The following is a 22,457-nucleotide window of genomic DNA, read 5'->3' on the forward strand; positions in this document are numbered from 1 at the left end:
GTCGAGACGATGGTAGCAATACGGCAACCTGCGCGCGTCGCGGCGAGTTGCCTCACTGCCTCCGTTGGGCTCGGCTCGAGTCGTTCGCTCCATGGGTGATATTCGCAAAGCGGCCGTGCTGCTCACCACGCTTCCCGAGGAGGAAGCGGCGGACATCCTCCAGCGGCTCGAACCGAAGCAGGTCGAGATGGTCTCGATCGAGATCGCCAAGCTCAAATCGGTGTCGGCCGAGGAGCAGGAGCAGATCATCGTGCAGTTCGCCGAGTCGAACCCCGCGGCGACTGCCGACGGCGGCGGACTCGACCGCGCGAAGAACCTCGTCCAGAAAGCCTTCGGCAAGAACGCCACCGGGACGCTCGACACGATCCGGCAGGCCATCGAAGAAGTCCCCTTCGCGTTTCTGCGGAACATCGACAGCCAGAACATCCTCACTTACGTCATCGACGAGCACCCTCAGACGATCGCGCTGGTCCTTTCGCACCTACCGGCGGCGGCCGGCGCGGCAATCCTCGCCGGTCTCCCGCCGGAACGTCAGATTTCGGTCGTCCAGCGAATCGCCCAGATGGGCCAGACGAGCCCAGACATCATCAAGGAAGTCGAGCTCGGCCTGGAGCGCCGCATGTCGAGCGTCATGAGCCAGAGCTTCGAAAACGCCGGCGGCGTCGGCGCGGTGGCCGAAATGCTCAACGTGGCCGATCGGGCGACGGAGCGGCAGTTGATGGAACAGCTCTCCCTGGAAGACGCCGAACTGGTCGAGGAAATCCGGCGCCTGATGTTCGTCTTCGAGGATTTGTCAAAGTTCAACGACAAAGATCTGCAGATCGTCATGAAGAACGTGGAGACCTCCCAGTGGGCGACGGCCCTCAAGGGGTGCAGCAACGAGTTGCGGGACAAAGTCTTCAAAAACATGTCGACCCGCGCCGCCGACATGCTGAAGGAGGAAATTGGCTACCTCGGCCCGGTCAAACTCTCGGCGGTCGAGGCGAAACAGCAGGAAATCGTCGACATCGTCCGGCGGCTCGAGGACTCGGGCGAACTCGAGCTTAATCCGGGCGGCGAGCAGGAAGCGTTGGTGCAATAACCCGCCGGCGGGGGGCTTTTCGCGCGGATTCCGCCAATCGGCGGGCGATTGTCAGTGGTTCGTAGTCAGTTGTCAGTTGCTGAAAGCGGTGGCTGCATGCCCCTGCGACAGCAGCAACTGGCCACTGCCGACGGACGCCCGCCGCCTCGCGGCGCTGCTAGCGGCCTTCATCTTGTGCTTGCGGAACCTTAACGATTTCGCTCTACTTCCCGCTTGGCAGGGTCGTGCTGCTGGCCGCGGCGATCCTGTAGTTCGGTAGGCGGAGTTCGACGGAGCGAGTTGGACAAGGGTGTCCAGGCAAGGCGTTATGCGACAGGACTGGCGGGAGTATTCCGGATTCGGCGAACTGCTGTGCCTTGTGCTGGCCTGGACGGTCGGCCTCGGCGCTGTCTGGGCCGATTACGCGACCCGCCACCACAAGAGCGGCTCCGGCAAGGTCGCGGTCAGCGGCGAGCGCCGCACTTCTAGTGCGTTCGCGGAATGACCTCTGCGTGTACGCTTGGGGCGTCCGTGCGGGGTGCGCGGGCTATCGCCCGCGGCTAAATGGCCTGACAACTTGGCCGTGCTCTGTTTGGTTCGGCCAGTCCGCTTGGGTTCATCGTCGCTGCGGTGACCGCCAAGGCATCGCGAACCCCTATTCCACGTGAATCGGTTGATCCTCGCCCAAGTCGACGATCGGACCGATCTCGTCCGCGCCCGTATCGTCGCGCGTGTCGCTCGCTTGGCGGCGGCGTAGATAAAGCTTGATTGGCACCTCTTCGAAGTGCATATGCTCCCGCACCGCGGAAAGCAGGTACCGCTGATAGGGCTTCGAGATCGACGCCGGATCGTTGCAGAAAAGCACGATCGTCGGCGGCTGGGAACTCACCTGGGTCGCATAGTAAATCTTCGGACGGCGGCCCTGAAACAACGGCGGCGGCGTGCGTTGCAGCGCCTCTTTCAACATCCGGTTGAGTTGTCCCGTCGTCACTCGCTGCCGCGACTGCTTGAACAGCATCTGGGCGTGATTCAGCAGCGCTTTCACATTCTTGCCGGTCTGCCCCGTGATAAACGCAATCGGTGCGTAACGTTGGGCCCGAAAACTGTCGTTCAGATACCGCACCCATTTCTCGGTCGGCATTGACTTAACCAATTGGTCCCACTTATTCACGACAAAGATCACCGGCTTGTATTCTTCGCCGATATATTCGCAGAGCTGCTTGTCGACCTTGCTGATCTTTTGCGTGGCGTCAAGGAACAGCAGCACCACGTCGGCCCGACGAATACTGCGGTGTGCACGATGGGCGCCATAAAAATCGATCGAGGCTCCCTGACTTTTCGTGCGACGAATGCCGGGGGTGTCGATTGCGACAAAACCCTTGCCGTCGAGCTCGAACCGCACGTCGACGCTGTCGCGGGTCGTGCCCGGGATCTCGCTGACGATCATCCGTTCCGCTTGTGCGAGCGTGTTGACGAAGGTGCTCTTGCCGACATTGCGGCGGCCGACGATCGCCACCTTCATCTCCGGCTCGGCTTGGGGGCCGTCGCCTTCGGATTCAGGCGGCAGCCGTTCGACGATCATATTCAGCAGCACCGTTCGATTGCGGTTCTGCTTGGTGCTGACCGGCACGATCTTGCCGCGACCGAGGCGATAGAAGTCGGACGTTTGCACGTCCATTTTCTCGTCGTCGGTCTTGTTGGCGATGCAGAGGACCGGCACTTCGACGTCGCGCAAGCGGCGACCGACCTCCTCGTCGAGCGGCATCAGTCCCGCGCGGGTATCGACGACGAAGAGAATGACCGCCGCTGAGTCGATGGCGGTTTGGATCTGCTCTTCGATGTGCTTCGTAAGATTGTCCTCGTCCTGTATGCCAATGCCGCCCGTGTCGACGAGCTCGAAGTAGCGGCCCTCGTGCTCGGTGAGGTAATCGACGCGATCACGCGTCACGCCGGGGCGATCTTCGACAATGGCGAGCCGTATGCCGGCCAGCCAATTGAAGACGCTGCTCTTGCCGACATTTGGGCGGCCGACGATGACGACTTTGGGGACGGCCATGGGGAGCGACTTCTCAAGCGGGGCGAGGGAGTACCTATCATAGTCGATGGGGCAGGCAGCGAGTAGCGTCGTCCGCGCCGCCGACCCCTTTCGGCGGCTTGGTTTGCCCCTATAACTGGCCTTACAGGATTGTTAGGAGATTTCTCGCCATGACCCACGCGCCGCTGCCGCCGGCAGATAACGATCGGGTGCGTCACGCCCTGCGGCAGACGCTGGAGAGCCTCGCGGGCGCCGGCGTCCGCCAGCTCCCCGATGGGCGTAGGACCTTGGCCAAATGGCGCGAATTGGCCGCGGAAAACGCCTCCGCAGCGGCGGCGCGTGAACCGGCGGCTGCTATCGGCGTCACAACGGCACTGTTCACGGAGGAATTGGCTGAGGGCAAAAACGAGACGGCCGGCGGAGCCGCAACGACCGTCGTGCCGAGCGACGCGGCCAACGACGTCTCGCCGGCGAAAACGCTGAGAATTTTGGCTCAGGAGGTAGCCGAGTGCACCCGTTGCCACGAACTGGCGGCGACGCGAACGCAAACCGTGTTCGGGGTCGGCGATCCGCAGGCGAGGCTCTGTTTCCTCGGGGAAGCCCCCGGCGCCGACGAAGACAAGCAAGGCGAACCGTTTGTCGGCAGGGCAGGGCAGTTGCTCAACAAAATCCTCGAGGCGTGCAAGCTCCGCCGAGAGGATGTTTACATCCTGAATGTATTGAAATGTCGCCCGCCGGGAAATCGCAACCCGCTCCCCGAAGAATCGCTGAATTGCCGGCGATATCTCAATCGGCAACTCCAGCTCATCCAGCCCGAGTTCATTTGCTGTCTCGGGTCGGTTGCTGCACAGAATCTGCTGGAAACCACGGAGACCATCGGCCGGTTGCGTGGCAAGGTGCATCAGTTTCGCGGCGTGAAAGTCGTTTGCACCTATCATCCGGCGTATCTGCTGCGAAACCCCTCGGCGAAGAAGCAGACGTGGGAAGACATGAAGCTACTGATGCGCGAGCTCGGCACGCCGGTGGATTGAGCTTTGAGGGGCGGGATAATCGAGAGGCGAGATAATCGTCATCCTGAGCGGAGCGAAGGATCTGACGGCGCCCGCGAGCTCTAGATTCTTCGCTCCGCTCAGAATGACGCCCGCAGGACATCAGCCCTCCCAGCGACAAACTGCCCTCAACCGTTCGATTCGTCGATAGCATCCTCGGCAGGCTAGGGCAACATTGCGGGTCGTAACGGTGATAGTTTTCACCTTTCTTGAAGTCGGGCCGAATCAGACTGCAGAACTATTCTCACAGCAGTTTGCCGTTGTTAGAGTCGATGTCGTGGCCGCAACGCGATGACATCGCCCCTTGCCCGGCCAGCCGGCGAAAGTCTGCTTTTCGCCGAATTGCTGCGAGACTCGTTTGCTTTTGGGAATTCTTCGTTTTCCGCGTGCGGCACGCTCTGAATATGATGCTCCCCAACTCCCCGCGCTCCGACGAAGTTGAGCACCTCCTGCGAAACGCGCAGCTGCGCGACGCGCTGGAGCCGCTGTTCGACGAATCGATCAATCGAGTCAATGTTCATGTGATGACCACCGGGGCGGAGAACGATTTTCTGGAATCGATGCTCGAATGGGAGCGGGCGCCGATTCTGCCGATTTGCGAATGGTTTCAGCCGAAACTCGAACTGCCGCACCCCGACGATCTCAGCGACCAGCAGGTTCGAGATTATCTTTACCAGACGGTGGGGCGCCTGTACGAAAAGCACGTCGTGCTCGACTTTACGGATCATCTGACCGACCGGCAGCTGTACTGTCTTATCTATCGCGACATTTTGCCGTCGCACGAGAAGATGATCCGCCGACAGAGCAATTACCTGCACTGGGACTGCGCTAACACCGACGGCGATCCGGATGCTTGGCTCCGCTATTACGCCAACGAGGAGGAGCGGCGGATGTGGGCGGAAGAGACCGACGGTTATCTGCCGCCAATCGACGATCCGCCGTTTCCGCGCGATTTGCCAAGGGCGCCGCTGTAGGCTCCGCGTCGATGCATTGCAGGCCCGGCTCCGCCGACGGCTAAAGCAACTCCGGCCATAGCGCATCGCTGACAAACAGCCCCTCGCGAGTCAATTTAACCCGCGAGCCATCGTCGCTGAGCAAGCCAAGTTCAACGAACTTGCCAATGGCTCTGCCGGCGAGCTGATCCATCTCGAATCCCGACTTCATGGCGAACGTCGAGCGCTGCACCCCTTCCAGCCGGCGTAGCCCCAGGACGAGAAGTTCGCGGGCTCGCTGTTCTGGCGCGAGTTCTTCTTGCTCGAAGATCGCTGAAACGCCCGTTTGCACGCGCTTCAAATAAGTCGTCGTGCTGCGATGATTCGTCGATCGCACGCCATCGACGTAGCGGGCGGCGCCCGGGCCGGCGGCGAAGTACTCGCTCCCCGCCCAATAGACTTCGTTGTGACGACTCCGCCGGCCGGCAAGCGCAAAGTTCGAGACTTCGTAGTGCTCGAATCCAGCGTCAGTCAGCCGCTCGATCGCCTGGGAGTACATCGCGCGCTCAAGTTCCTCGTCGAGCGGGCGCAGCAGCCCTTTGTCGCGGCGAGCAGTGAACGCCGCTCCCGGCTCCCAGGTGAGGCCGTAGGTGGAAATGTGGTCGGGCCGCAGCTCGATCGCCGCGGCGAGATCGCGCCGCCATTGTTCGAGCGTCTCGCCCGGGGCGGCGAACATGAGGTCGACCGAGACCTGCATCTCAGCGGCGCGGGCCAAGTCCATCGCGCGAACGACGTCATGGCGTGAGTGATTTCGCTCAAGCGCGCGAAGCTTCGCGTCGTCGAGCGACTGAACGCCAAGGCTGAGCCTGGTCGCGCCCTGAGCGCTGAGCACAGCGACGCGATCGGCCGTGAGGCTTTCGGGGTTTGCCTCGACGGTCCATTCATAGCCCTGGGCGAGAGGATGCCACCGCTTGGCAATCTCGCACAGTGCGGTCAAGCTCGCCGGATCGAGGTGGCTCGGCGTCCCGCCGCCGAAGTAGAGCGTGTCGACCTCTCGCGGCGCGCCGAGCCAGCTCAGTTCCGTCGCGAGCGTCTGGAGATAGGTCCCGACCAAATCGTCCCGATCAGCCACGATCGCGAAGTCGCAGTACCCGCAGCGAAACTTGCAGAACGGGACGTGAATGTACGCCGAGCGGGGGGGCGGTGGGGCCGAGGGCATGCCTCAATCCTCGCTGCCGCGATCGCATGCCGTCGCGGCAAAAAAAAGAGCGGCCGATAAAAATCGGCCGCCAGTGGAGCGGAAGGGAGTCGAACCCTCGACCTCTGCATTGCGAACGCAGCGCTCTCCCAACTGAGCTACCGCCCCGAGAATCCCAGATTCTAGGGGGCCTGGTTGAGGGTGTCTAGGCACGTCGCTGACCACCGCATGCAAACCCCGCCGCGGGGCCGGATTGGTCGCTTAAGCGACCAGTCCACTCGGGCTTTGACGCCGCACACCTCTGGCTGACGCCGAAAAGTTTCAGCTCACGGCTCGGCCGATATCCCTTCCGTGCCGGAAGTTCGCGTGCTAAAATTCGGGACTTCCGCTTCGCTGCCCATGGGCAGCGAAGTCGGGGGCGATTAGCTCAGTTGGCTAGAGCACCAGCTCGACAAGCTGGGGGTCGAAGGTTCGAGCCCTTCATCGCCCACTGTTAGTCAGGCACTCCGCCTGGCGCGCATCTCATTTTGTCAGGCGGCAGCCTGAATTACGCACCGGAGTTTACCTTTGGGTACCAAGAAGTCAGGCAAGGGTCGGCGAAAGCAAGGTCGCAAGAAGCGACGGATGCGCGCCAAGATCCGCCATCGCAAGAAGTAGTCGGGTACCGCAGGGTCACTTCCGTCTCGGCTCCGTTCTCCATGGAGCGTTTTCGCCTTCGCGCTGCGCGGCTTGCGCGTGGACGCCGCATTGGACTGGTCGCTTAAGCGACCAGTCCGACCCAGCTCTGGAATCTTGGGAATCGTTAGGGACGTCGCCGCAGTGGCGCGCCGCCTACAGCGATCGTAAGAACCTCACCGCGTTCTCGACGTCGGCCACCGGTTGCCGGGAGCTGCGGCGTTCGATCGTCGCCCAGCCGCGGTAACCATGCTCTTCGAGCATTGCCAACAACTCGGGAAAATCCGTCGCGCCGCGGCCTAACTCGACGTCGCTGCCGCCGGTCGACCCGAACCCGCGCACCGCGTCGTTGGCGAACAGGTGAGTCACCCGCGTGCCGAGCCGTTCGACGAACTCGCGCGGCGATCCGCCGCTGAGCACAAGCTCCGCCGGATTTAGATCCAGCCCGGTCGCGCCTTCGGGCAATTCATCGAGCAGATTCGCGAGTTCTTCGGGCGACGCTGTCGATTGCAGGGCGAGTTCGACGCCCAGCCGATTGCCGTGCGCACTGAGCGTGCCGAGGGCCTCTAGCAGCGTCGCGCGCTCTGCCGACTCCAGGACAGGGCAGGGGCCGAGCATGATCAGGATCACTCGCGAACCGAGTCGCGACGCGGCGTGCATTGCCTCGAGCGTCGCTTCGATGCGCCGCTCCAATTGCTCCGGATTGGCAAACCCGCGACGCGTAGGAAAGGCGACCGACCCGACCCGTAAATTCAGATCGTTCAGCATTTTCCGCAGCTGGCGCAGGGCCGTGTCGGAAAGTTCGGCGACCGGAAGCTCCTGGCGGAGGTCGATCTGCACCCCATCGGCGTCCAGTCGACCGGCGGTGTGCAATGCTTGCCTCAGCGGTTGTGCCAGGCATTTCGTCTGTATGGCAATCCGTACGCCAATCACCGCCGCTCCCTGTGGTTCGATATGTCGCTGCTATCCCACTTCCTGATTCTAGCCCTTTTGGGGCCTTCCGGGAGCCTGCCTCGACATCCCGACACGGTCGAGGTCTTTGCCTGCGATTTCGGCCAAGCGTGGGACCTCAACTACGACCGCTGGCCCGATCGCTGGCAACGCGTCTTTGGCGAGGGCTTGCCCAAATACGTGGAAGCGGGAATCGTCGCCGACGAAGCAGCGCCGAACGGGTCGCGCCTGACCGTCAAGGTCAACGGCGGCGGGGCGAAGCTGCTCAGCCCGTGCGCGTCGGTCTCGGAAAAGTTCAGCTACAAAGTCGAGTCGCTGCTCGACGTTCGCGGTTTACAGCATGCCCGCGTGCGGCTGCAGGTGGAGTTCTGCGACGAGCAAAAGCAGGTGATCGAAACGGTCGACAGCCCTTGGCGCCAAAACACGGGCGGGTGGGTTGACTGTCACATCGGTCCAATCAGCCCCACCGATCCCCGCGTCCAATTGGCACGGGTTGCCTTCATCGTGGAACCAGGCGAACTGACGGACCTCGCCGGCGAGGCGTCGCTCGCCCGCGTTTGGCTTGGCCGCCTGCCGCGGATGACCATCGAGAGCAACAGCGCCTACAACGTCTACACCAATCCCAGCGACGTCGAAGTCAAGTGCGATCTGTCCGGAATTTTGGACAGCGACCCGGATATCTTATTCGAACTGCTCGACGCGAGCATGCAGCGGCTCGACGGCCGGCGCGTGCAATTTGAAGGTCGGGTCATCACCGAGCGACGCAGCAAGGCCTCGGAAATCGTCGAACCCGACCCCGACCAAAACGTCGCTTACGCCGGCAGCACCACCTGGCGTCCGGTGATTCGTCAACACGGGTTCTACAAAGTTCGGGTGACGATGGAAACCGAACAGGGAATGCTTAAACGCGACGTCATCAACCTGATCGTCGCGCCGCCGCTGGCCCGACCGTCGGAGGGGGAGTTCGGCTGGTCGCTGGCGGGCGATGAAATTCCCCTCAGCCTCGACAACCTGGCCAAGCTCTTGCCGCAAGCCGCCATCAACTGGGTAAAGCTGCCTGTTTGGTACGACCCGGCGGAGCCTCGCCGAGGGGACGACTTGGTCGTGTTAACTGAAAAGCTCGCCGCCGCCGACATCGAAACGGTGGGCGTCATCGATCATCCGCCTGCCAGCGCCGAGTTCGCCCGCCGCCTGAGCCCCGACGCCGCCATCGCCGACGTCTTCGCCGTTGATTCCTCCGCCTGGCTGCCGCTGCTCGATCCGGTGCTGACGCGTCTCTCGATGCGCGTGCGTTGGTGGCAGCTTGGTGCCGACGACGACGCCAGTCTCGCCGCGGATGAGAACCTCCAGGCCAAAGTGCTTGATCTTCGCGAGAAGCTGTTCCGCTTTGGTCAGGAAGTGAACCTCGGCATCGGGTGGGATTGGACGCAGGAGGCCCTGGCCGGCGTCTCGCTCCCCTGGAACTTCGAGCAAATGAGCGCCGCCCCAGCGCTCACCGGCCCGGAGATTGCCGCCTATCTCGATTTGCCGAACCCCGCCGGGACGCGTCGCTGGGTTCTGATCGAACCGCTGCCGCGAGGCGAGTACGACCTCGAGTCGCGCACGCGAGACATGGTCGAGCAAATGCTAGCCGCCAAAATCAAGGCGGCCGACGCTATTTTCGTGGCCCGACCTTTCGACGACGAGCGCGGCCTGATGAACAACGCCGGCTCGCCGAGCGACTTGTTCCTGCCGTGGCGGACCGCCGCGTCGCTCCTTGGCGGCGCGAAATTCGTCGGCAGCATCGACCTCCCAGGCGACAGCCAGAACCGCGTGTTTGAAACCAAGCAGGGCGAGTTCCTGATGGTCGTCTGGAGCGACGAGCCCTGCGAGGAGATCGCCTACCTGGGCGACGACGTTCGCGTCGTCGACGTCTGGGGGCGCGAGGAACTTGCCGACGCGAGCGGCGATGGCCAGCTGGTCAAAGTCGACCGCCTGCCGCGCTTCGTGCTCGGCCTCAATCCGTACGTCGCCCGTTGGCGGATGGAGACGCGATTCGCCGCGAAGCACGTCCCCAGTATTTTTGGCGCTGCCCACAACAACAAGCTGCAGCTGCATAACTCCTTCCCGCAGGGGGTTAGCGGCATGGTTGAGATCGTCGGCCCCGAGGGCTGGCAGATCACCCCTGCCCGCAGCGACTTCAAGCTCGCGGCCGGCGAATCGTTTGCCAAACCGATCCAAGTCACGCTGCCGTTCGACGCCACGGGCGGCACGTCTCCGGTGCGCATCGACTTTGTCGTCGACGGCGAACGACAGTATCGCTTCAGCGTCTATCGCAACCTGATCGTCGGCGACGGCCAGTTGGAACTCGATACCTACACCCGCCTCGAAGAAGACGGCACGTTGGTTGTCGAGCAACGGATGGTCAATTTCAACTCCGACCCGCTCGACTTCAAGTGCCAGCTCTACGCACCCGGCCGACGGCGGCAGCGGGCCCAGGTCACCCGCCTCGGCCCCAGTCCCGACGTGAAGGTTTACCGTTATCCCAACGGCGCCGAACTGATCGGCGCCGAGTTCTGGCTGCGAGCCCAAGAAATCGACGGCGGCCGTGTCCTCAACCACCGTTTTACCGTGGAACAGTAGGCGAATAGGCCGGCCATCCCGGCTGGCATTCATAGTATTGAACCGTGAAGGGCGCCACCGGGAACAGTTAGAAAGGCATAACCGCGAACCACGCAAACTGACGCGAATGGCAGACAACTTTACACAAACTTTTTCATTCGCGCCGGTTCGCGTGAGTCGCTGCTAATCTCTTTGTTGGCGAGCAGCGTCGCCTGTCGTCCTCAACCCGCCGCCGTGGTAAAATCCCGGTATTCCTTGGAGCCGATGGCGGTTCCATTCTCGCAGCCACGATCAACTAGAAAGTCACAGATGCCCACGGTCGGTGACATCGCTCAAGTCCTCAAACAGCTCGCCCCCCTCGCGCTCGCCGAGGAGTGGGACAACGTCGGCCTACTGGTGGGCGATGAGCAATGGCCCGCCGACCGCGTGATGACCTGCCTCACAGTCACCCCGGCAACGGTGCAGGAGGCGATCGATCAGCGCGCCAACTTGATCGTCTCGCATCACCCCCTTCCCTTCCACCCGGTTCGAACGATCACTCCCGCGACCACGGTTGGCCGGCTACTGCTCGATCTCATCCGCCATTCGATCGCCGTCTACAGTCCCCACACGGCGTTTGACTCAGCTTCGGCCGGCATCAATCAACACTTGGCGATCGGTCTGGGGCTGCAGGAAATCGCCCCGCTCAAACCAGCCCCCAGCGGCGATCCCGAGGAAGGCTCAGGGCGCTACGGCCTCATTGGCGAGCCCCTCTCGCGGCGCGAGCTCGCGGAGCGAACCAAGGCCTTCCTCAACATTGAAGGCGTTCAACTGGCCGGCGACCCGCACGCGCCGATTGCCCGCGTCGCGATCGCCTGCGGCAGCGGCGGCTCGTTTCTAGACGCCGCGATCGTCGCTGAGTGCGATTTGCTAGTTACCGGCGAGGCATCGTTCCACACCTGTCTCGAAGCCGAGGCCCGCGACATGGGCCTGCTCGTTACCGGTCACTTTGCCAGCGAACGCTTCGCCCTGTTATCGCTGGCCGATTACCTCACCGACCAACTCGCTGGCGCCCACGTCTGGGCCAGCCGCAGCGAGCGCGATCCGCTGCAGGCGATCTAGCGCTGGTTTCGTTCCGGCGGCAAGAACGCGGCGGGTACGACTGCATGTTCGGGGCGCAGGTGCGTGTACGCAGCTCCTTGTCTCTACAGGCCGAAATGACCATTCACGACGCTGCGGGCAACAAAATCGCGCAAATCGGCATCAGCCGCCATCGTACTTGACTTTGCGAGTTCCACCGCCCTACGCTAAGGCAGGTTGGCGACCGCGATGATAGCGGGCGCGGGTCTCTTCTTGCGCCGAACTTGGTTTCTGGAGGGCGTCTTGTGCTGCAGCGCCGTGTGAAGTTGGCGGGCGGGTTCACGCTTGTTGAGCTCTTGGTCGTAATCGCGATCATCGGCGTGCTTGTCGCGCTGTTGCTGCCGGCCGTGCAGGCGGCGCGCGAGGCGGCGCGGCGCAACGCCTGCACCAACAACATGAAGCAGATCGGCCTCGCACTGCACAACTTCGAGGGCTCGCAACGGTCGCTCCCCATTGGTACAACGTACACCGCCACCACCAAATCGGGCGAGTACGGCACCTGGGCCTCGCAGATTCTTCCCTTCCTCGAGCAGCAGGCCGCGTACAATCGCTTCAACTTCCGCCGGCCAATGTGGAACCGCACGCCGGGCAGCAACAATGATCAGGTTGCCGGCGAGACCGTTCTGCCCGTCTTCACCTGCGTCAGCGACGAGCGGTCGTCCGAGCCGATCCTGAAGCAAGGCCGCGGCGAGTCGCGCCTCGTTGCCGGCGGCGGCACCAACAATCCAGCCCAAGCACAGGGACTTTGGTACACCGGCTCCCTTGGCCCGACGTCGCCTGACGGCTGCTCCTTCTGCCCCGAGCCCGCGCCGTCATATTGCTGTCGCGGCTGCAGCTTCGGCACGATCGCGACGAAACCGCCAAACGAGAGCTGCACATCCAACGTCGGCGATAGTTCGGTGGGCATGTTTACGCGTCTGCCCATCGGTTACAAGTTTTCCGAGGTGACCGACGGCCTTTCGCAAACGATCATGTTCGCTGAGACGCTTCCCTACCATTGCATTTGGAATTGCGTCTTCTGCGTCAATTTTCCATTGTCCAGCACGACCGTTCCCATCAATCACATGGAGAGCGACACCGGCGCCCGCGACGGCGCTTGGCCCCGCGCTTGCGGGTTCAAGAGCATGCACCCCTCTGGAGCTAACTTCGCGATGGGCGATGCGAGCGTTCATTTTCTTGCCGAGGCGACCGACTACCGAGTCGTCAACGAGCTTGGCACCCGTGCTGGGGGCGAGGCAGCGAGCATCCCATGAACTTCCAGCGACCCGCGTTCCAATCGTTTCCAATATGGCAGTTTCACTCGCTGGCGGGAGCGTTCGCCTGCTTGATGATCGCCTTCTCGCTGCTGGGTTGCGGTGGCGGCGGGCCCGACGTCGTGCCCGTGACGGGGCGCGTCACCCTCGCCGGCGGCGGGTGGGGTCGACCAGGGATGATCTTCTTCGCCCCCGTCGAACCGGCTGCCGGCTACCCTCGCCTCCCCGGGATGGCCGACGTCGACAAGGAGGGAAACTTCCGCGCCACGACCCAGCCCAATCGCGACGGCCTCGTGCCGGGAACCTACCGCGTCGGACTGGAGATGTGGGAAGTGCCGCCCACGATGGGCGGCCCCCCCGCCAAAAGCTACCTCCCGCAAAAGTATCAAGCCGCGGCGACCAGCGGACTCGAGGTCGTCGTCCCGGCCGACGGCGATCCGGTCGAAGTTGCTTGGGACATTCCGCGGCCCTAAACGCCGGAAGATCGCCGTGGGAACGTCGTTACGCGCCTTCACCTAATTCGGGCTCACGCCACCAACTCGCGGTGAATCGCAGCGGCCTGCACTCGGCTGCCGACTTCTCTGGCTCAGAAATCGACCTGATGGTTCGTGATGTTCCCCTTGTACTCATCCAAAAAACCTGGATCAGGACAACCATTCTGATATCTGTCGGACGTGAGCCCCACATAGGGATCGAGAGGATGGCTGGCGACCGCCTCGTCATCCGCGATGAGGATAAAATAACGCTGCCGCCCGCGACGCGAAGCGATCCATGGAACCATGCGGAAGGCGGTCAGGTGGGAGGCGGCGACTGCCTGCGATCTATCGATCCGCTCTCGCAGGTTGCGGTAGTAGACCAGGCGGAAATTGCCGTTACGCGGGCCGACCTGCGGATAGTATTCCAGCGGCGGCCAAGCGACGGCTGGCGAATCTCGCCGAAACGGGTCGAATGGATCGTGATCGGTCTCGCTGGGGCGCGAGCCGTCGGCGTTTAGCGGCTGCAGATCGGAAACCACGCCGGCGGGCCAACGGAGCCAAGCAATGGGCGTTCCCCAGCCGTCGATGAACTCATACGCGCCGTCGCCGTCGAGATCGCCGATCTCCTGTTTGGAGAAATGCGTTCGCGCCTCGCCGTCGCCGGTCGCCTTCATCACGACCATATACAACGTCTCGGCCCGTTCGCTCACGTATTCGTCAACCGCCCTTCCCTGTGTCTGCAAGTAGTAGCGATAGTACTCCTCAGCCAACGGCGGCGCCTTGGATAAGATCTGCGGAATGTGCGTCACATCCGCCCAGCGCTCCGGCATTTCGAGCTTCATCAACTCGCGCAAGCCCAGCAAGCGAGCGTCGGCGAGCATTTGCCCCCGCGCGATCGAGCGAACGCGCCGCTCTAGCGGCGACGCCGGCTCGGCGGCCCAGCGGTCGAGCGCATGCGTGATACTAGGATCGACGTCGATGCGCCGCGTCTCGTAGCTCGCATAGCGCTCCATGATCAGCGCGTGAATCTTCGAGATCGTGCTCTGGGTCTTCTTCTTGCGGGCGCTCTCCATTGCCGCGGAAAGGGTGCCGAGAAAGGCGGCGGCGATGATCGCCATGATCAGCATGGTGACCAGCAGTTCGATCAGCGTCACGCCATGTCGGCCAGTTGAGGAGGCCATGATGTCTTCCGGCCCGTCTTGCTGGGAGGAAATGCGCGTCGTGTCACTCAAGATTTCAAGCCATTCATTCTCGACACACGTCGATTTTCGCCCTAAGGGGCGAGGGTCTCAGTAGCGGCCGATTAACGAACCGCGCATCAGCCGGTCGACGAACTGGCAACGACTGCAGCCAGAACCACGCGGTCAGCGGCCAAGTAGCGACAACAGTCGCATCCGCACGCGGTGGATCAGCGAGATCGGCACTCCGGCGCTCCGTAAACCTTCGACGGGGTCGCTCCCTCCTGAGGGAGGCGACGCGAGCAAGGCAGGACGTTGAAACGCATTGGCGGACCAGCGGCAAGGCGACTTCGCTGGTAGGCAACGCTTGGCGGTCGGCGAGCAAGATTCAGCCGACTCGCCTGGCGGCGCAACAACGCACGCCATCGCGGGAGAGAGAAAACTCATGGCCCAATCTCCGTTCCAAGTGACAAGGGTTGCCGTTGTTCCAGACGGCAGACGCAACGTAGCGTAACGATTTTAATGTCGACTAGCAATCTTTTTTGTGGGGCAACGGCCGTGGGCTGAAGCGACTCGTGACGGCAGCCGATCGGGCTTCAACGTCAAGCCGAGGGAGGGCGAAATCAATCAGCGCGATCTACTTCATCGCAGTGGAGAACTGACGCGTTCAACGCATTCGCCAGCGAAGGCCGCACCAAAAAGATCCCGCGACTTTTCTACAGAAATTGGCCGCGCGATTCGCTACGTTGCAACGACTGTCGAGTTTTCGGCTCGACCAGCACGCTGCTTCGACCCCGAACTCGGTCAGTAGCAATCTTATTGAAGACGATCTTTGACGGTTCGGTTCGTTTGATGCCATCGCAAAATGGTCTGCATAGGATCGGAATAGAGACGCATGTTCCAAGTCGGCCAACAAAATTAGCGCGTCGCAGTTGGCAGACATGGCAGGCTTGCAAAAGGCGGGCATATTTATTTACCTCGGCAGCAGTTGAGGCTCGGGAAAACTGCGGGAAAACCCTTTCGGCGGGAGACCGTTCAATGGCAAGCCGCCCGTAACGCCAAACGTCTGATCCGTTCACCGATCGCGACGCATTTCTCCTGATAACGGAAACCTTGAGGCCGCGTCGCGCCGCTCGCTGGCCAACCTAGAGCGCCGTATGGCGGCCCTTTGGCGACTGATTTGTTGTGCGAAACTCCAAGTGCCGCCGCCGCTTAGGGCGAGTTGACCCGGTTGCACCGGCGTCTAGAATGGCCCGGTAGCTTGAGGCAGGGAGTGCCGATGATAGCTGACGCGTGAACCCGCGGAACACGCGCAGCGTACCAGCGGAGGTCGATTCGTTGGCGTTTCGCCACTGGTTCTTCAAACCTTGGGGCCGCGACCCACCGCACTCCCCCTAACGCAACCCGCCACCATGAACGCCCGCCAAGCCTCCCCTGCCCTGCGATTCCTCACCGCCCTGCCGGTGTACAACGAAGTCAACCACGTCACCGAGGTCCTCGACCAGGTGGTGCGGAACGCTCAGGACGTGCTGGTCGTTGACGACGGCTCGTCTGACGGCACCCGCGAATTGCTCGTGACCCGCGACGACGTGATTGTCGTCTCCCACTCGCAGAACTGCGGCTACGGCGCCGCTCTCCACACGGCGTTCGACTACGCGATTGCAAATGGCTACGACGTGCTGGTGACGATCGACTGCGACGGCCAGCACGAGCCGCAGTTGATCGGCAGTCTCGCCGCCGCCTGCGCGGACGTCGATCTGGTTTCCGGCAGCCGCTACCTGAGCCTCGACGGCTCGGTAGGCGCCCCGCCGATCGATCGCCGCCGCATCAACGTCCAAGTGACCGACGAACTCAATTGTCGCCTCGGACTCCAGCTGACTGATGCCTTCTGCGGGTTCAAGGCCTACAAGGTGGAGGCCCTGAAGCGACTTCACCTGACCGAAACTGGCTACGCGATGCCGCTGGAACTGTGGGTGCAGGCAGCCTTCCAAGGGCTCAAGATTGTGGAAGCCGCCGTCCCGCTGGTCTACCTCGATGAGAAGCGGAGCTTCGGCGGCGCGCTTGATGACTCGGCGAAGCGGCTCGCCTACTACCACTCGGTGATTGATCGGGCCGTGAAGGCATGTGCCGAGCGGCAACCGTCCAATCCCTTGGCCCTGCCCCGCTGCAACGAGCAGTATCAGGGTTGTCCTTCAAGTTGCTCCTGAGCTGCTGTGCCCCAATACGCTCGCTATCGCGCGCCGGCCGAGAGCGGGCAAAAGCTGATCGCCCCGCCGTGGAGCGAGTTGTGCCGCATCGTCGCTGCCAACGTCGCCTGGCGCCGCGAGACTCAGCTGACGATTCTGGGGCGGCCGCTCAACGACTTCGCGGTCGACGCGCGGCGTGAGACCCTAGAACGGGCCTCTGCCTACGTTGCAACGTACAGCAGTTTCCCAACCTCCACGGACGGGCCTCGCGGAGGGGTTTGCACTGCTCCCCTGATCGTCACCGGACACCAGCCGGAATTGGTCCACCCCGGCGTGTGGGTGAAGAACTTCGCGGCCGCCGCGTTGTGCTCTTCCAAGGGCGCCATATCGCTCAACCTGGTCATCGACGGCGACGCCTGCCGTTCGACGGCAATTCGAGTTCCCGCGGGAACGACCAACAGCCCGCGGTGGGAATCGGTGGATTTCGACGGCCCCGCCGAGGAAATGCCGTGGGAAGAGCGGGCGATTCACCACGCCGAACGCTGGATGACCTTTCCCCAGCGAGTGGCCGAGGCGACTCGCGACCTGCTGAACGATCGGATGCTTGACCACTGGTGGCCTCTCGCCATGGAGCGCGCCGCGGCGACTGGGCGGATCGGGCTGGCGCTGGCCCAGGCTCGGCACCTGGCAGAGATTGAATGGGGCCGCCGTAACTTGGAACTCCCGCAGAGCGAGATGTGCCAGACCGCCGCCTTTCGGCGGTTCACGCTTCATCTGTTCAACGAACTGCCTCGGTTTGCGGTCTCCTACAACGACGCCCTGGGCGAGTACCGCCGCGTCCACCGCCTCCGCAACCATGCGCAGCCGGTGCCGAACCTCGCCGTCGAGGGCGAATGGTTCCAGGCGCCCTATTGGGTCTGGACCGCCGCGGAGCCGAACCGACGGCCCCTTTACGTTCGCAAGGATGGAGCTGGGCTGGTCGCCACCGACCGGAAAACGTTTGAACGACGCCTTTCCTGCGTCTGCGACGACGCTGGCGAGAAGGCCCTGGCGGAACTCGCCGTCTGGGAACATGAAGGGATCAAGCTGCGTTCGCGGGCCTTGATCACGACGATGTTTGCGCGGCTGGCGGTCGCCGATCTGTTCATCCACGGCATCGGCGGCGCCAAATACGACGAAGCGACCGACGCGATTTGCGAGCGGTTTTTCGGTACGGCGCCGCCCGCCTTTGCGGCAATTTCCGGGACGCTGCGCTTGCCAATTGCCCGCACGGCCGATGAGGCGGGTTCCGTGCAGGCCCTGCAGCAACGCCTTCGCGAACTGACGTACCATCCGGAGCGGCATGTCGAATTCGCCGCTTCTGGGGCGAACGGCGAAGCGTCCGAACTGATCGCGAGCAAGCTCCGCTGGCTGGCCGTGGCGAAGACTTCGGCCAACGGCGGCGAGCGGCATCGAGAGATTGCGGCGGCCAATCGGGCGCTGCAGCCGTACGTCGCCGACGTGCGGGCGTCGATTGCGCAGCAGCTGGCAGACGCCAGCGAGCATCTGCGAGCCAGTCGCGTACTGAATTCCCGCGAGTACGCTTCTTGCCTATATCCTCGCGAACTCCTTGAGAAGTTTTTGCTGGATTTCCCGGTCTGAGTGCTATACGCTCTTGGATGAAGGGCAGCCGAGCCGACTGCCGCGCACTCCTCTTGTCGACGCGCGGCGACTTTCCGGAACAGAAAGTAGGGCCACCGCACGCATGTCCGCGCCACCGAACCGCAATCAGGGCGAGGCGGATTTGGACGACGTTGAGTCGCCTCCCGCTTTGGCATTTAACCGTCACGCCGGCAACGGCCGCAGTCTCGTCGCGCGGCAAGATCGGGCGGCAGTCAGGGAGCTGCCTTACGGCGGGCGGATCGTTACCGGCAACGCCGGCGATCATCCGCTGGTCGTCCAATTGCTGACGCAAGCGAGGCAAACGGCGGTTGCCGACGACTTTCAGAGTCGTCTCGATGAGCCGGGCTATCGCCCGAGTAACCGATTGCTTATCCAGCTTGAAAAGGAACTGCTGGCCCACGCCCATGTCGCGAGCCACATCGCGTGGTTCGATGGCCAGCGCATGCCGGTGGTCAAGCTTGAGGACTTCGCCGTGCTGCCGGAGTATCGCGAGTCGGCCTACGATCGCGACCTGTTGGCAGCAGCCGAGCAGATCGCCACTGCTGAAGGCGCCGTGCTGGGACTAGTGAACGCCGACCGACACGCCTGGTTTGAACGCCAAGGCTGGAGCCCGCTTCGCGGCCAGGGCCACACCCGGGCGAACGCCCGCACGGTATTGGCTTATTTGGATGCCCAAGAACGCGCCCGGAAGCGGCGTAAGGGATCGCTGGATGTCCGCACGTGGCGACACTTCGAGCTCGACGCCGTACGAAGCATCTACGAGACCGCCGCCGCCGAGTTATGGGGTCCCCTCTTTCGCTCCGAAGAGTGCTGGCAATGGCTCATCGGTCGCAAGGCTCAGGACCAAGTGTTGCTCGCCTTGGAAACGAACCGCGCTGCATCGACCAACGGCGACAGCAGCTTGGGTCTGCTCGGCGAGGCCGCGGGGTATGCCGTCGTGCGAGGTTCCTGCATCGTCGAGCTGATGTCGCTGCCCAAGTTCCCAACGGCGCGAGTTCATATGCTCGCCAGGGCCTGTCGCGACGCCATCGATCGCGATCACCATTCCATTTCACTCTATACCCCGGCGAGCGATCCGCTCCACGAACTGATGGTGACCGCTGGCGGCGCCTGGATCAGCGACCGCAAGGAAAACAGCCCTCGGCTGCTGATGCGGCTACTTTCGCCGGAGCGTTGGGTCGAGCGCTGTTACCCGCTCTGGCGGCAGCGAGCGCACCACGCCGGCGTGCCGCGTCCGACCGAGATCGGCATCACGACGACCGACGCCTCCTATCGCTTCACGCTCACCCGCCGGAGCGCACGGCTGGAACCGATGGGCGATCGGCCGGCTGATTGGGTGGAGTGTGATCGCCCAACGTTCGAGTCGCTGCTCGCCGGAAATCTGGCGATCAACGAGGCCGTCGAGCGAAAGACGCTCCGGCTCTCGAGTCCGGAACTTAAATCAACGTTGGCTGCGCTATTCGTTCCGCGGTTGTTTTGGCAGTCGCCGTTGGAGTTCATGCGGCTGTAGGATGGCGTGCCGCTTGTCATTCTTCGCATCGCTCAGAATGACTGGGGTCTTCCTACTTGCCGGAGAGATATCCGGCACTTGATTGGAAGTATCGAGACCTTCGCTTCACGATCACTTCCGCTTCCGTCGCCGAATGCTGGTCTCGGAGGTCCTGCAAGCTCGCCTGGCAGTAGCGGCACTGGGCGATTTCGAGGTGGAAGCGAAGATAGTCCTCCTGGCCGGCGTCGAGCACGCCGAGGAGATGGCTGCCGAGTTGTTCCCGCGTCGGGCAGCTGAGGCGATGGCGCCGCCAAATGGCGCCAAGCGAATGGACGCCCGCATCGCGGCGGCCGACGGCGGCGGCGAGCTGTTTCTGCAACGCCTCGTCGTCGCGCAGGGTCGCTTCCAATTCCGCCATTTGGGCAGGGGGGAGCCCTTCGTCGAGGAAGGCGTCGAGATCAGCGTCGGTGTAGGGCATGGTTCTATGTGCCAAATAAGTCAATTGATGTCACCGCGGAGGCACGGAGATCGCTGAGAAGACCAATGCGAGGAGCATGGCAAGCATGGATGTTACGACTTTCTTTAATTTACTCCGTCTTCTCTGTGTCTCCGTGATAAATGATCTTCCGGCTTCGCCACCGATGAGTCATTCATGCAGCTCGGGAAACACGTCCTCGCTGAGCCGTTGCAGCTTGACGAATTTTCGCAAGCGTTCGAGGAAATCAAACTTGAAGTTTGCCACCTGCTGTTCCGTCAGGCCGACTTGCTCGGCGGTCGCCTTGTTCGTGGCGCCGACGACGAACAGCAGCTCCATCACTTTGACTTTGTCCCAGTCGCCGGCCGCGCGCCAACCTTCCAGTTGGCGACCTATCGCTTCGGCGAGGGCTTCATCTTCCATCTGTCGCCGTTCGCCGCTGCGGGCGATGCTGCTGGCCGGGCGGGCGGCGCCGCGCGGTTCCCAGTTGCCGCCGCTGCCGTCGGCTGACGACAGCGGAATGGCGGGGCGGCGGCCTTCGCGGCGCAGGTGATCGGTCAGCTTGTGACTGGCGATTGTGAAGAGCCAGCTTTCGAGCGGCCGGCGCGGATCGTAGTTCGGCAGGCTGGTGAGAAAGCCGATGAACGTCTCTTGGACGACGTCTTCGCTGGCGGCGCGGCGACGGAGGCGGCTGTCGACGAACGACAGGAGTCGCCCCTCGTATTGAGCGATCAGATCGCTCCAAGCGTCGGGCTTGCCGCGGCGGATCGCCTCGACCAGGATCGCGTCGGGGTGGGCGGAGGTGGGCATGTAGTGCAGAGGCGTAACGTCGGCAGGTCGCGTCCCTACGACAGGAAAAGCATCGTTAGGACCGTGATTATGGCCGCTGGAACGCCGAGAAACAACCGCTTGGTATAGTAGCCGCGGGTCCAGGTGTCGATCTTCAGCAGCCCGAACAAGGTTGCCACGCTGCCGAGGACGCCGCTGCCAATCAGCGCGACGCCCAGTAGCCCTTCCTGCCGCGAGTAAGAACGGGCTCGATCGACCAACAAGGCGTCCTGGGCCTCGTTAAACTCCAGGAGCGAATAGGTCTTCCGCATCTGCCCGACCGAACTATCAAACACGTCGACGTATTCGTCGGTGCACAGCTCGCGACGGACGTAATCGCCCCCCAGTCCCAAGTCCGCAAGGCTTGCGGCGCCCCAGCGTCGCATCTCAACGCCCGACAGTTCAGCGGCGCGAGCCAACGCGAGACTCTGCATCTTGTTGTCAGCATCCTGGCGACATTCGTCGGCGGTCAGGTAGGGATCGGAGGTCACGACAAACTTGCGGACGTTCCCAATTTGCTTCGGCGGATTTACCACCCAATCAGGTTTGGGGAGGGCGGCGATCTCCTCAGTGATCACCGGCTGAATCCGATCGACCCGTGGCTCGACGACCGTGCTGACGCTGAGGGCTTCAGTGCTAAGAGCCACGGGCGCCGCACCATTTTCGGATTGCATCGACGCAGAAGTTGCGGACTCGCCAGCGGCGCCGATCGAATGTTCGTGCATCGCCCGGGCCTCGGTCGCCGCTTGTCGAAGTTCGACTTGGTCCTGCTCGCTCACGGGCATACCCAGGATCGACTTCGCGGCATTTACCAGCCAGCCTTGCGTGAACGGATCCGCGCCCGGTAGGGAGGCCGAGAGGATCACCTTGGCGGCTTCAGTCAGTTCTTGGGGTGAACTTGGGCCGACGCGAGGCGAGTCGCTTGCGGTTTCGACGGCCTCTTCCAAGTTGATCCGTGGCGCGGTCAGCTTCTTCCACATTTCCTCGATCGACTCGCCTGCCATGATAGGCTGCGGCGGTACGGGTGCTACGGGAGACAGGGCGGCGATCGGTTCTGCGTCGAAGATCTGCGGCATTGGCGTCACAATTTCAACAGGGGCTTGGACGTGACGCTCCACTCGAACGGTGAAGAAGCCGAAGAACACGAGTCCAAACAGCAGTATTCCAAGGAGGAAGAACCATCCGACTGGACTGGAATGGGATCGCGGTCGCAGCAAACGGCTCATCAATCCAACTGCGAAAGCGAGGAGGATGATCGCGACGAGATTGACCCAGACTACCGGCATCATG

Annotated in this window: 19 protein-coding genes and 2 tRNA genes; 12 read left to right on the forward strand and 9 right to left on the reverse strand. The window is 62.8% G+C overall.

Annotated features, from left to right (window positions below):
- Positions 1–91: 91 nt before the first annotated feature.
- Entirely contained in the window at positions 92–1,081 is a 990-nt protein-coding gene (fliG, locus tag I41_RS05470) for a flagellar motor switch protein FliG (protein ID WP_145431586.1), read from the forward strand.
- Between the two features lie 307 nt (positions 1,082–1,388).
- On the forward strand, positions 1,389–1,565 hold the full coding sequence (locus tag I41_RS27065) for a hypothetical protein (protein ID WP_168206711.1): 177 nt from the start codon (positions 1,389–1,391) through the stop codon (positions 1,563–1,565).
- Between the two features lie 150 nt (positions 1,566–1,715).
- Here the strand turns inward: I41_RS27065 and der are convergent, their stop codons facing one another.
- Positions 1,716–3,116 (reverse strand): ribosome biogenesis GTPase Der, encoded by a 1,401-nt coding sequence (der, locus tag I41_RS05475; RefSeq protein WP_145431587.1) that lies wholly within the window; start codon positions 3,114–3,116, stop codon positions 1,716–1,718.
- A gap of 149 nt (positions 3,117–3,265) precedes the next feature.
- On the opposite strand from der, the gene I41_RS05480 reads away from it, so the two are divergent.
- On the forward strand, positions 3,266–4,126 hold the full coding sequence (locus tag I41_RS05480; RefSeq protein WP_145431588.1) for a uracil-DNA glycosylase: 861 nt from the start codon (positions 3,266–3,268) through the stop codon (positions 4,124–4,126).
- A 425-nt stretch (positions 4,127–4,551) separates the two neighbouring features.
- On the forward strand, positions 4,552–5,118 hold the full coding sequence (locus tag I41_RS05485) for a hypothetical protein (RefSeq protein ID WP_246133809.1): 567 nt from the start codon (positions 4,552–4,554) through the stop codon (positions 5,116–5,118).
- A gap of 40 nt (positions 5,119–5,158) precedes the next feature.
- Here the strand turns inward: I41_RS05485 and hemW are convergent, their stop codons facing one another.
- Both hemW and I41_RS05495 read right to left on the reverse strand, forming a co-directional pair.
- Complete coding sequence (gene hemW / locus I41_RS05490; RefSeq protein WP_145431590.1) at positions 5,159–6,295, reverse strand: radical SAM family heme chaperone HemW; 1,137 nt, start codon at positions 6,293–6,295, stop codon at positions 5,159–5,161.
- A gap of 74 nt (positions 6,296–6,369) precedes the next feature.
- A tRNA-Ala gene (locus tag I41_RS05495) sits at positions 6,370–6,442 on the reverse strand.
- Positions 6,443–6,690: 248 nt separating this feature from the next.
- On the opposite strand from I41_RS05495, the gene I41_RS05500 reads away from it, so the two are divergent.
- Positions 6,691–6,764 (forward strand) — tRNA-Val (locus I41_RS05500).
- A gap of 341 nt (positions 6,765–7,105) precedes the next feature.
- Here I41_RS05500 and I41_RS05505 read toward each other — a convergent pair.
- Complete coding sequence (locus I41_RS05505) at positions 7,106–7,822, reverse strand: sugar phosphate isomerase/epimerase family protein (RefSeq protein WP_168206712.1); 717 nt, start codon at positions 7,820–7,822, stop codon at positions 7,106–7,108.
- An 81-nt stretch (positions 7,823–7,903) separates the two neighbouring features.
- On the opposite strand from I41_RS05505, the gene I41_RS27070 reads away from it, so the two are divergent.
- The 4 genes from I41_RS27070 (at position 7,904) to I41_RS05525 (ending at position 13,346) form a co-directional block, all read left to right on the forward strand.
- Entirely contained in the window at positions 7,904–10,522 is a 2,619-nt protein-coding gene (locus I41_RS27070; RefSeq protein ID WP_210421117.1) for a COG1470 family protein, read from the forward strand.
- A gap of 288 nt (positions 10,523–10,810) precedes the next feature.
- Complete coding sequence (locus I41_RS05515; RefSeq protein ID WP_145431592.1) at positions 10,811–11,602, forward strand: Nif3-like dinuclear metal center hexameric protein; 792 nt, start codon at positions 10,811–10,813, stop codon at positions 11,600–11,602.
- Between the two features lie 266 nt (positions 11,603–11,868).
- The gene (locus I41_RS05520) at positions 11,869–12,873 is read left to right on the forward strand and encodes a DUF1559 domain-containing protein (RefSeq protein WP_391524838.1); all 1,005 of its coding nucleotides are present in this window, start codon (positions 11,869–11,871) and stop codon (positions 12,871–12,873) included.
- Positions 12,870–13,346, forward strand: a complete 477-nt coding sequence (locus tag I41_RS05525) for a hypothetical protein (protein ID WP_145431593.1) — start codon at positions 12,870–12,872, stop codon at positions 13,344–13,346. Before I41_RS05520 ends, I41_RS05525 begins: the two co-directional genes overlap by 4 nt.
- 113 nt (positions 13,347–13,459) lie before the next feature.
- On the opposite strand, the gene I41_RS05530 is transcribed toward I41_RS05525, so the two are convergent.
- Positions 13,460–14,530: a type II secretion system protein gene (locus tag I41_RS05530; protein ID WP_145431594.1), complete on the reverse strand. Its 1,071-nt coding sequence runs from the start codon at positions 14,528–14,530 to the stop codon at positions 13,460–13,462.
- Between the two features lie 183 nt (positions 14,531–14,713).
- Positions 14,714–14,974, reverse strand: coding sequence for a hypothetical protein (locus I41_RS05535; RefSeq protein WP_145431595.1), 261 nt, complete (start codon positions 14,972–14,974; stop codon positions 14,714–14,716).
- A gap of 965 nt (positions 14,975–15,939) precedes the next feature.
- On the opposite strand from I41_RS05535, the gene I41_RS05540 reads away from it, so the two are divergent.
- The 3 genes from I41_RS05540 to I41_RS05550 all read left to right on the forward strand — a co-directional run bounded on the left by I41_RS05540 (position 15,940) and on the right by I41_RS05550 (position 19,885).
- Entirely contained in the window at positions 15,940–16,734 is a 795-nt protein-coding gene (locus tag I41_RS05540; protein WP_145431596.1) for a glycosyltransferase family 2 protein, read from the forward strand.
- A 6-nt stretch (positions 16,735–16,740) separates the two neighbouring features.
- Positions 16,741–18,354, forward strand: coding sequence for a hypothetical protein (locus I41_RS05545; RefSeq protein ID WP_145431597.1), 1,614 nt, complete (start codon positions 16,741–16,743; stop codon positions 18,352–18,354).
- A gap of 103 nt (positions 18,355–18,457) precedes the next feature.
- Complete coding sequence (locus I41_RS05550) at positions 18,458–19,885, forward strand: GNAT family N-acetyltransferase (RefSeq protein WP_145431598.1); 1,428 nt, start codon at positions 18,458–18,460, stop codon at positions 19,883–19,885.
- A gap of 52 nt (positions 19,886–19,937) precedes the next feature.
- On the opposite strand, the gene I41_RS05555 is transcribed toward I41_RS05550, so the two are convergent.
- The 3 genes from I41_RS05555 to I41_RS05565 form a co-directional block, all read right to left on the reverse strand.
- Positions 19,938–20,342 (reverse strand): anti-sigma factor, encoded by a 405-nt coding sequence (locus tag I41_RS05555; protein WP_145431599.1) that lies wholly within the window; start codon positions 20,340–20,342, stop codon positions 19,938–19,940.
- A gap of 168 nt (positions 20,343–20,510) precedes the next feature.
- A complete protein-coding gene (locus I41_RS05560) occupies positions 20,511–21,149 on the reverse strand; it encodes an RNA polymerase sigma factor (protein ID WP_145431600.1) in 639 nt (212 codons plus the stop codon).
- A 35-nt stretch (positions 21,150–21,184) separates the two neighbouring features.
- Positions 21,185–22,456, reverse strand: a complete 1,272-nt coding sequence (locus I41_RS05565; RefSeq protein WP_145431601.1) for a hypothetical protein — start codon at positions 22,454–22,456, stop codon at positions 21,185–21,187.
- Position 22,457: the final 1 nt, after the last annotated feature.

This window comes from Lacipirellula limnantheis (assembly GCF_007746075.1).
Lineage (GTDB): Bacteria > Planctomycetota > Planctomycetia > Pirellulales > Lacipirellulaceae > Lacipirellula > Lacipirellula limnantheis.

What these genes read in the sequence shown, in the direction of transcription:
- I41_RS05480 (WP_145431588.1), top strand. Translation starts at nt 3,266, where the DNA reads ATGACCCACGCGCCGCTGCCGCCGGCAGATAACGATCGGGTGCGTCAC.
- fliG (WP_145431586.1), top strand. Translation starts at nt 92, where the DNA reads ATGGGTGATATTCGCAAAGCGGCCGTGCTGCTCACCACGCTTCCCGAG.
- I41_RS27070 (WP_210421117.1), top strand. Translation starts at nt 7,904, where the DNA reads ATGTCGCTGCTATCCCACTTCCTGATTCTAGCCCTTTTGGGGCCTTCC.
- hemW (WP_145431590.1), bottom strand. Translation starts at nt 6,295, where the DNA reads ATGCCCTCGGCCCCACCGCCCCCCCGCTCGGCGTACATTCACGTCCCG.
- I41_RS05485 (WP_246133809.1), top strand. Translation starts at nt 4,552, where the DNA reads ATGCTCCCCAACTCCCCGCGCTCCGACGAAGTTGAGCACCTCCTGCGA.
- I41_RS05555 (WP_145431599.1), bottom strand. Translation starts at nt 20,342, where the DNA reads ATGCCCTACACCGACGCTGATCTCGACGCCTTCCTCGACGAAGGGCTC.
- der (WP_145431587.1), bottom strand. Translation starts at nt 3,116, where the DNA reads ATGGCCGTCCCCAAAGTCGTCATCGTCGGCCGCCCAAATGTCGGCAAG.
- I41_RS05550 (WP_145431598.1), top strand. Translation starts at nt 18,458, where the DNA reads ATGTCCGCGCCACCGAACCGCAATCAGGGCGAGGCGGATTTGGACGAC.
- I41_RS05560 (WP_145431600.1), bottom strand. Translation starts at nt 21,149, where the DNA reads ATGCCCACCTCCGCCCACCCCGACGCGATCCTGGTCGAGGCGATCCGC.
- I41_RS05565 (WP_145431601.1), bottom strand. Translation starts at nt 22,456, where the DNA reads ATGATGCCGGTAGTCTGGGTCAATCTCGTCGCGATCATCCTCCTCGCT.
- I41_RS05530 (WP_145431594.1), bottom strand. Translation starts at nt 14,530, where the DNA reads ATGGCCTCCTCAACTGGCCGACATGGCGTGACGCTGATCGAACTGCTG.
- I41_RS27065 (WP_168206711.1), top strand. Translation starts at nt 1,389, where the DNA reads ATGCGACAGGACTGGCGGGAGTATTCCGGATTCGGCGAACTGCTGTGC.
- I41_RS05515 (WP_145431592.1), top strand. Translation starts at nt 10,811, where the DNA reads ATGCCCACGGTCGGTGACATCGCTCAAGTCCTCAAACAGCTCGCCCCC.
- I41_RS05535 (WP_145431595.1), bottom strand. Translation starts at nt 14,974, where the DNA reads ATGAGTTTTCTCTCTCCCGCGATGGCGTGCGTTGTTGCGCCGCCAGGC.
- I41_RS05525 (WP_145431593.1), top strand. Translation starts at nt 12,870, where the DNA reads ATGAACTTCCAGCGACCCGCGTTCCAATCGTTTCCAATATGGCAGTTT.
- I41_RS05540 (WP_145431596.1), top strand. Translation starts at nt 15,940, where the DNA reads ATGAACGCCCGCCAAGCCTCCCCTGCCCTGCGATTCCTCACCGCCCTG.